At 39.8% G+C, this 8,915-nt stretch carries 6 protein-coding genes and 1 riboswitch; of the genes, 4 read left to right on the forward strand and 2 right to left on the reverse strand.

Going from position 1 to position 8,915, the window contains the following annotated elements; genetic code table 11:
• Nucleotides 1-712: 712 nt before the first annotated feature.
• From ADIARSV_RS08920 to ADIARSV_RS08935, 4 genes are all read left to right on the forward strand, one after another.
• Nucleotides 713-3,580: a TolB family protein gene (locus ADIARSV_RS08920; protein ID WP_016195148.1), complete on the forward strand. Its 2,868-nt coding sequence runs from the start codon at nt 713-715 to the stop codon at nt 3,578-3,580.
• A gap of 3 nt (nt 3,581-3,583) precedes the next feature.
• Entirely contained in the window at nt 3,584-3,880 is a 297-nt protein-coding gene (locus ADIARSV_RS08925) for a hypothetical protein (protein WP_016195149.1), read from the forward strand.
• 35 nt (nt 3,881-3,915) lie between these two features.
• Nucleotides 3,916-4,108: riboswitch (cobalamin riboswitch) on the forward strand.
• A gap of 96 nt (nt 4,109-4,204) precedes the next feature.
• Complete coding sequence (locus ADIARSV_RS08930) at nt 4,205-6,223, forward strand: TonB-dependent receptor plug domain-containing protein (RefSeq protein WP_016195150.1); 2,019 nt, start codon at nt 4,205-4,207, stop codon at nt 6,221-6,223.
• A 33-nt stretch (nt 6,224-6,256) separates the two neighbouring features.
• Nucleotides 6,257-7,330, forward strand: coding sequence for a YncE family protein (locus tag ADIARSV_RS08935; RefSeq protein ID WP_016195151.1), 1,074 nt, complete (start codon nt 6,257-6,259; stop codon nt 7,328-7,330).
• Between the two features lie 215 nt (nt 7,331-7,545).
• On the opposite strand, the gene ADIARSV_RS08940 is transcribed toward ADIARSV_RS08935, so the two are convergent.
• Both ADIARSV_RS08940 and ADIARSV_RS22475 read right to left on the reverse strand, forming a co-directional pair.
• On the reverse strand, nt 7,546-7,992 hold the full coding sequence (locus ADIARSV_RS08940; RefSeq protein WP_016195152.1) for a hypothetical protein: 447 nt from the start codon (nt 7,990-7,992) through the stop codon (nt 7,546-7,548).
• A 588-nt stretch (nt 7,993-8,580) separates the two neighbouring features.
• Complete coding sequence (locus ADIARSV_RS22475) at nt 8,581-8,784, reverse strand: hypothetical protein (RefSeq protein WP_235048386.1); 204 nt, start codon at nt 8,782-8,784, stop codon at nt 8,581-8,583.
• Nucleotides 8,785-8,915: the final 131 nt, after the last annotated feature.

The raw sequence follows: 8,915 nt of genomic DNA on the forward strand, positions 1-8,915 counted from the left end.
CATACCAAATGGACGTTATTCTTAGTACTCTAAAGAGGAATCACTATAGTCAGAGGGACTAAATCCAGCTACCAATTGTCCGAAATCTTATTGTTTCCCCCTCTATAGTTTGCTACTAAACAGATAAGAAGACCTCATTCAGAGTTTAAATCTTTGTAGCTTAAACCGCTGATCAAAACCAAAAACAGTCATTTTGACATGTTAAGCATAACCAATTTGCTCCTCAACAAATAGAGTAATTTCCTTTTTCTATCTATCCTCTTCTTCCTTCTAGCGTCGTATAAATCAACATTCCACACATCTCTACGACCCATTAATCTGTCCCTGCCTTTCAGAAAGCAAAAACCCGATCCCCTATAAAACATCAGAATATAATCAAAGATTCGCCTTGTTTAATTACCTCATCTTGATTCCTACATTTCAAATCCACTAATCAAATCACCATCCATTACCCTTAACAGGAAAAGACCTTGCACTCAAAATCGTATAATACTGAAGAGATTTTCGACCTTAAGTAAATAATTACACCGCTTACAAAACAATACCCATAAAATGTTGATATTAATGCGTAAATTCAGACTAGCTAAAGCAAATTATTCTGTTACCAAATAGATATAAATTTTTAATAATGAATAATTTAATTAATTTATCTAAAGTTTTAAAGCATATAACTCACTCATTATCTTCTCTTTTTAACTAATTTATTTAGCAAGTGATACTATTGATCTTTTTTAACAAACATATAAAACTACTATTCAGCTTTTTATTCATATTTAGTTTAACTATTTTAACAGGTAAGTTAAATGCACAAGTATTCGACTCAGAGCAAAATCCACCTTCCATAAAATGGCGACAAATTAATACCGAATATCTGCAGGTAATCTACCCCATGGAGCTGGAGTCAGAGGCCCAACGGATCCTCTCCGTTCTTGAAGCCATTATGGTCAGGGAGCGAATCTCTATTAAAGCCCGGCAAAAGAAGATCTCCATCATATTGCAAAACCAGGGCACTACCGCTAATGGATTTGTGCAACTAGCACCTCGTCGTTCGGAGTTTTACACCACCCCTTCCCAAAGCTTCGACTTCCAAAGCTGGCTCAATAGTCTGGCTGTACACGAGATGCGACACGTGATCCAGTTTGACAAACTGACAGGTAAGCTCAACGCCCCTTTTTTTGAAGAACTTGCCCTCGCTATATTTGGCATTACCCTTCCCCCCTGGTTTTACGAAGGGGATGCAGTAGGTATGGAAACCGCACTAACGGATGCAGGTAGGGGAAGGATTCCAGAGTGGAGCAATATCCTTCGGGCAAACACATTGAGTCAGCGAAACTTCTCCTACTCCAAGAACTACCTCGGATCATTAAAAGACTTCACACCCGGATACTACCAGCTCGGCTACTTCATGACCAGCAAACTCCGAAAAGACTATGGGGCCAACATTATGGACTCGATCTACTCAACCATGACCCGGAACCCGCTAAGGCCCTACAACCTCAGTCGTGCTATTCATAAAATAACCGGTATGAATACCCGTCAACTGCACGACGCCACCATCAAAGAACTTCAGGATCTATGGCAGGCACAGGCCGATCAATCTAACCCAATAGACTACCCCAGCATTAACAAAAGGAAAACGAATACACCCGAGAACTACAACCTCCCTCAACCAGTAGCAGGCGGCAACATTCTTGCCCTGAAACAGGGCAAAGCCAGCGTTCCCAAAATAGTCCTCATCACGCCAGAAGGCAAAGAAAAAAAGATCCTAAATATAGGCGCCCAAGAGCTCCCATGGTTCAGCTATGGAGGGGGCAAAATTACATGGGATGAGTACCGCTCTGATGCCCGCTTTCACCAACGCTCTTTCAACGTCATCAACGTCTATAACCTGACCACAAAAAGGGCCAGACAGATCACACATAAAACCCGGTTATTTTCCCCTTCATTATCTCCGGACGGCAAGCGAATCATTGCCGTTTCTGTCTCCTATTCCAATCAAATTTTACTGGTGGAATTTGATCCTGAAAATGGACGGGAGCTGAAGCGATATGACAGTCCCGATAACAACATGCTGCAGATGCCATCCTTCAATCCGGACGGCTCTAAAGTTGTGGTTGTGGGTGTAAATGATAGCGGCAAAACGATCTATGAACTGGATACAAAAACGGGCACTTTTACCTCCCTCCTACCCTTCCAGTTGCAGGAGATCCTTCGTCCCGTTTATGGCAATCAGGACATTTTCTTCAAAGCACACTACAACGGAACCGATAACATTTACCGCTTTAATTTAACAGACAGGCAAACTTATCAGGTTACATCCGATAAAATCGGCGCATATAACCCCTTCTACGACACGATCTCAGGGCGTTTAACCTTCAACACCTATACTGTATTCGGACACGATATAGCGGCTCTAAATACGAAATCTCTTTTAAATAAAAACATAAACACCCTCGAAAGTCATTTTGTAGATTATGGTGCCAAAGCCCAGGAGCAGGAAGGCAACAACAATGTACTGCAAAATGTGAATTACAAAACCTATCCCAGCCGCAAATACAGGGAATGGAGCAACCTGTTTTACTTCCACAGCATCATCCCCATTGTGGAGGACAATGCCTATTTCGACGACTCCAATTTTGGTATCGAACTCCAGTCAGATAATAAATTGAACACCATGAGCTTTTATACCGGCTACCAGTTCAATAACGCTTTGCAGAAAAGTGAATACCTGGCCGGTTTTGCCTATAAAAGATTCTTCCCTATTTTCAGTGTCAACTATACAAACAGGCCACGATTAATATATCGGCAGACAACTGTCAATAAGGTCACCACTTACAGTCCGGTTACCTGGCGCGAAAATGAAATTAAAGCCGAGATGACCATCCCGTTCAACTTCAACCGCTTCAACCATTCCTACAGTCTGGGTTTAAAAACCGGAACCAGTTTCACCAATCGCTATGACGTTGAAAACGGAATGACTTCGCTCATCACCCGATTAAATTTCCCCATGCATTATCAGTTTTATGCCTCTCATAATACGAGGCGAAGCTCAAGAGACCTGGCACCAAAATGGGGACAGAACTTCAGCTTCCTCTATCGGCATTTCCCTTTTGAGGATCAGGTAAAAGGAAAACTATTTTCAGCAAAGAGCACTTTCTATTTTCCTGGCCTTGCAGAAAATCATTCTTTTGCGGCAAGCTTCAATTTTCAGGATGGCGATGGCAGTTACCAAAACTCGGTAGACATTCCCAGGGTATCCGGCTACAGCTTCCTGACCCCAATAGGCAACACCAACAATACGCTGCTGCTGGATTACCGGCTCCCACTCTTTTATCCCGATTTTGCCATTGGCCCCCTCGCCTACATCAAACGGATTCAAGGAGGTTTATTTAGCGACTTCGAAAACATCGGCAAAGGGAAAAGTTTTTCTCCACGGTCTTATGGAGCAGAACTTCGTGCAGATGTGAACATACTTCGTTTTTTTCTTCCTATTTTTAACTTTGGTGGAAAAGTTGTATTTTTAAATGAGAAACCACATCGTAATCCCGTATTCGAAACTATTGCAACCTATAGCTTTTAACCTATGAAAGTCAAAACCATTTTCATCATTCTGATCACTGCATTGGTAACTATCATTTTAATGAACAATACCGAAGAAATTGATATGTGGATCTTTGGCGTTAAACGAATTTCCAAGCTTTATATATTTGCAGCTGTCTTCCTTGCCGGGTTTAGTGTAGGTGCCCTTGCCATGCGTTCCCGCAAAAAGGTCATTGTACCTGATGAAGAAAAAGAATACCCGGAGGAGGATGAAAACCAACCCCTAACGAACGTATACCGCGGTAAACTAAGCGACGAAGACCGCGATTATATCAGCTAACCGCTTTCCTCTCTTGTTATTCACAAAGCAAAGGCCTACATTTGTACGCTTTTGGTTCCCAATTCTTGATTGGGATTAAAAGGGAATCTGGTAAAATTCCAGAACTGTCCCGCAGCTGTAAGCTCTATAACTAAGGTACACATGTAGTGTCACTGTCCGCTCCGGCGGATGGGAAGACCGTACCATTAGGGAGTAAGTCAGAAAACCTGCCATCGCATTATAGATTCATAGCTTTCGGGGATTGAAGCTGGAATGAAAATACCAATGGTGTATTTCCATTTTATCGTATTCTCTATGCCGTTTGCTATGGATTAAACCATAGGTATGAAAACAAAATCGGGGGTGCGTAAATTTTTCAAAAGACTGACTTATTCAGTTTCACTGTTGCTGATGTTCCTTTCATCAGAGTCATTCGCACAAGCAGACACTTCCCGCACCTTAAAAGAAGTCAAGGTATCAACCTCTTCTATTCCACAAGTACAAACCGTCAATCCATCGCAGCAAGTTAACGCAGACGACTTCAAACGCTACAATGCCTTTAATGTGGCAGACGCCATCAAAAACTTTTCGGGTGTCAGCATCAAAGACTACGGCGGTATTGGGGGAATAAAAACAGTATCGGTACGAAGTCTTGGAGCCAACCATACCGGTGTGCTCTATGATGGCGTTCAACTCACCGATGCACAAAACGGACAGATCGATCTGGGTACCATCAATCTCGACAACGTAGAATCCATAACCCTCTTTAACGGAACGTCGGAAGATATTTGTCAGCCCGCCCGTTCATTTGCATCCTCCAGCATACTGATGATTAAAACCATCTGGCCCCGTTTTGAATCCCAAAAGCCAACTCATCTCTCACTTAATTACAAAACAGGTTCATTTGGATTGATCAACCCTTCCTTCGTTTGGCAACAACGGATCAGCAAACAATGGTCGTTTAGCATGGCCAACAACTGGCAGAAGGCCAATGGCCGCTACAAATACAAAGTGGATGGAGATGGATCGGATACGTTGGCCACCCGCAATAATGCCAGTTTAGAATCCCTGCAAAGTAATGCTTCCCTTTTTTGGAGTCGCAATGACAGTAACCGTTTTCATTTCCGGATTAATTACTATCGTGCAGATCGTGGACTTCCCGGTGCAGTCGTTTATTACAACCCCACGTCCAATCAGCATCTTTGGAACCGTGACCTATTTTTACAAAGCGGATACGAAAAACAATGGGACAATGGATTCCACCTGCTTCTCAATGCAAAGTACGCTAAAAACTATATTCGCTATCTGGATCCCGATTTCCTGAATGAAGCAGGAGAGCTCAATCAAAAATACACTCAGACTGAAATCTATCAATCTGCAGCCCTTTCCTATGCACTTTCTAAAAATTGGGAGATTTCCTATTCCAGTGACGTTACATGGAACGCTTTAAAAACCAATTTGGTTAACTACGATTACCCGGAACGATTTACCTACTTAAATGTCCTGGCATCACGGTTTAGCTGGAATAAATATACTTTCCAGGGAAACCTGCTCAATACGCATATTACGGAACAGATTCAAACCGGATCGGCAGCACCATCGAAAACTGTTTGGTCGCCAGCCCTGTCCGCCACCTATAAACCAAGCGAGCATTCCCCTTTTCTGATCAGGGCATTTTATAAAGATATATTTCGCAACCCTACTTTCAACGATTTGTATTATACCCGTCTGGGCAACCGTACATTGAAACCTGAATTAGCCAAACAAGTAAACCTCGGCATCACCTACAGCAAGGCTTACACACACCTGTTGAATTATTTAACCATTACTGCCGATGCCTACTACAACCACGTAAAAGATAAAATCATTGCCATCCCAAATAAAGATCTATTTACATGGACGATGCTGAACTTAGGAAAAGTGGAGATCAAAGGTCTGGATCTGGGGATAAAAACAGAACTTCCACTAAGCTCTTCCCTGCAAGGATCAATCTCCGGAAACTATACCTACCAGGAAGCGATTGACATAACTGATCCCTCGTCATCTGTCTACTTAAATCAAATTCCGTATACACCCGAACATACTGCTGCTGTAAATGCAGGCATTCATAACAATCGCTTTAGTCTTTATTACAACCAGATTGTGTCCTCTTCCCGCTATTTTTTACGGGAGAACCTCCCAGAAAACTATGTTCCCGGATTTACAGTAAGTGATGCATCTGCTAGTTACCAGTTTTTTGCAGGAGGAAATGCAATCAACTTTTCCACCGAACTTAATAACATCTTCAATAATTCGTATGCCTTCATCCGGAGTTTCCCTATGCCTGGGCGCTCTGTCCGATTTTCTTTTCAAATAAAAATTTAATCTCCGAATCTTTAAAAATTAAAATAAACTAATATGAAACAACTAAAACTCAAATTTCTGCTCTCTTCTTTACTTGTACTGACCATTCTTGGATCTTGTAAAAAAGACAGAATAGAGGACGGATCAGGAACTGAGCCAACGGCGGAACGTCAGGGAATCTATGTTTTAAGTCAGGGAGGTATCAATCTTAACAATTCAACACTCTCCTATTTTGACTACGACAATCGTGCATTTACCTTTGATCAGTTCAATAAAGTGAACAACCGCGGACTTGGCGATACGGGTAATGATGTACAAGTGTACGGATCAAAAATGTACATTGTAGTAAACGTATCTAGTACAATAGAAGTGGTTAACGCCCGAACTGCGGTATCAATTAAAAAGATTGACGTGAAGAACGGAACAACTGCAAGACAACCCCGTAGTATTGTATTTGACAAAAACAAAGCATTCATTTCTTGTTTCGACGGTACAGTAGCCGTAATGGACACCGCATCCTTAACGATTGACAAATACATTACCGTAGGCCGTAACCCAGAAGGAATGGCTATAGCAAATGGAAAGTTGTATGTAGCTAATTCAGGTGGTCTGGGTTGGCCCAATAATTATGACAAAACCGTTTCCGTTATTGATTTGACTACACTTACTGAAACCAAAAAAATTACAGTGGTTGATAATCCAGGAAGCGTTGTTGCGGATCAATATGGTGACGTTTATGTATTATCAGTTGGTAACTATACCACAATCAACGCCAGCATGGCTATCATTGATAGCAAGACAGATGTAGTTAAATCACAAAAAGACTTTACCAGTGGATCAATAGCCATCAGTGGCGATTATGCTTATATTACAAAATGGGATGGCACGGTTCAGTTATTCAATGTAAAAACAGAACTTCTTGAAAAAGAAAACTTTATCAGCGATGGAACAAGTATAACATCCCCATATGGAGTTGCTGTAGATGATATTTCAGGCGAAGTATTTGTAACTGATGCAAAAAATTATTCAACAAATGGAGAAGTATTCTGTTTTGATAAAACGGGAACATTAAGATATCGTATTAACGTAGGAATCAGCCCAAGCAAAGTTGTCTTTATTAATAAATAGCAGGCACTTATTCTTCAATGCTTAAGAACTACATAAATTGCTAGCATGTTGACTACTGATTTTATATTCCATTTAGAAATTCAGTATCGGATAATAAAGAATTGCAATTTTGCTTCTGAATTCAAATCAAAAATCATATAAAATAAAACCCAGGTAAGATCAGTCTTATCGGGGTTTTATTTTATATGATTAATTAATTGTCTTGTTTAAACTACTTAAAGCTCATATTTATATTTGCCATTTAATTTAGTTCCTTTAATGCGACCTGCTTTAAATAAAGAGGCTAGTTTAACAATAACCGCTTTGCCCAATTTATCAGCATCTTTTTCGGGTTCTAATTCTTGAATCTTACTCACTACTTCCGAATTAAAAGAGGCTCCTAAAGTTGATAATATGTAAGCCAGTTTTTTATCCATTTTATCATCAGCATTAAATTGTTCGGGAACAGCTAGTGGCTTGCTTGGTTTCAAAGCAGGAACTTTCTTTCCGCGAACAGATTTAACTTTTTCAACCGATGTATCTGACGCCGGCTTTGCATTTGCTTTAGGTGCTGATCCTGAGAATGATTCTAGAGCAGATTGAGCTTTATTAAGTTCAATTTGTAGAGTGCTAACTTTTTCCTGTAAAAAAGTAATAATGTCCTGCTCTGTAACTTTTGCCATATCGAATTTATTTTATATGTGTGAAATGTAAATATGTGAATAAATTATCTAAACGGAATAATATATAAAATAGTTTAACATATTTTCGAGATGAGACTTATTTATACAAAAACTTCACAACAATTGGCATCGCTTAAATCTTACCAATAAGAAAATAATGTCGCTTTTGTTAGTCAGCAAAAAAGCTACAACTTTTTTATCGTAATTTTTTTAGCAATCAATAATTCAATAACTGGATTATTGATTGCTAAAAGCTACAATCTTAAAATTGGTATGGACTATAAACTATTTTTATTTTTAGGTAAAGGAAATTTGATTTGATAAATAAACCTGCTGTTGCGATCTTTTATATTGAGAAAATAAAAGATCGAATTTTTAGTATAAGCGGCACTAATGCTTGAAATTTAAAGAAAAGACTCGTTAACAAAAAAGGTAAAACTGTATTATTCTAAACCAGACTTTTGGAGCCAATTAAGCCCTGTGATAGATACAAGAAGAATTACGGAACTGTAACTTTTGGAGGAACGATATTTATTACCCAAAAACCTTACTCACAAGTTTTAATATCTTCCATGTTTCTTCAAATAATTAAAGGGCATAATCTGGTAAAAGATCGAACCTTAAAATGTTATCCAACCTGAATAGAACCAGGTAAGACCGATATAAAGGCATGGAGATATAAACGCCATTTGTGGCTTGCTTAGAGCTTGCTTCTGGCTTGCATCCGGCTTGCTTGTTCGACTCCATGCGAACAAGCAAGCCAGATGCAAGCGCTAAGGAACGAACAACCAAGCTTTCGCTAATCCTGTTTGGTCGGAGCAGAGATCCATTAGTTATTATGTTTTTATTATCGAAATAGCACCTTCTTCTTATCAAGCCACAATAAATAATACACTCGAATTAATTATCAGGCCATTAATATA

It is taken from the genome of Arcticibacter svalbardensis MN12-7, from assembly GCF_000403135.1.
Taxonomy (GTDB): Bacteria; Bacteroidota; Bacteroidia; order Sphingobacteriales; family Sphingobacteriaceae; genus Arcticibacter; species Arcticibacter svalbardensis.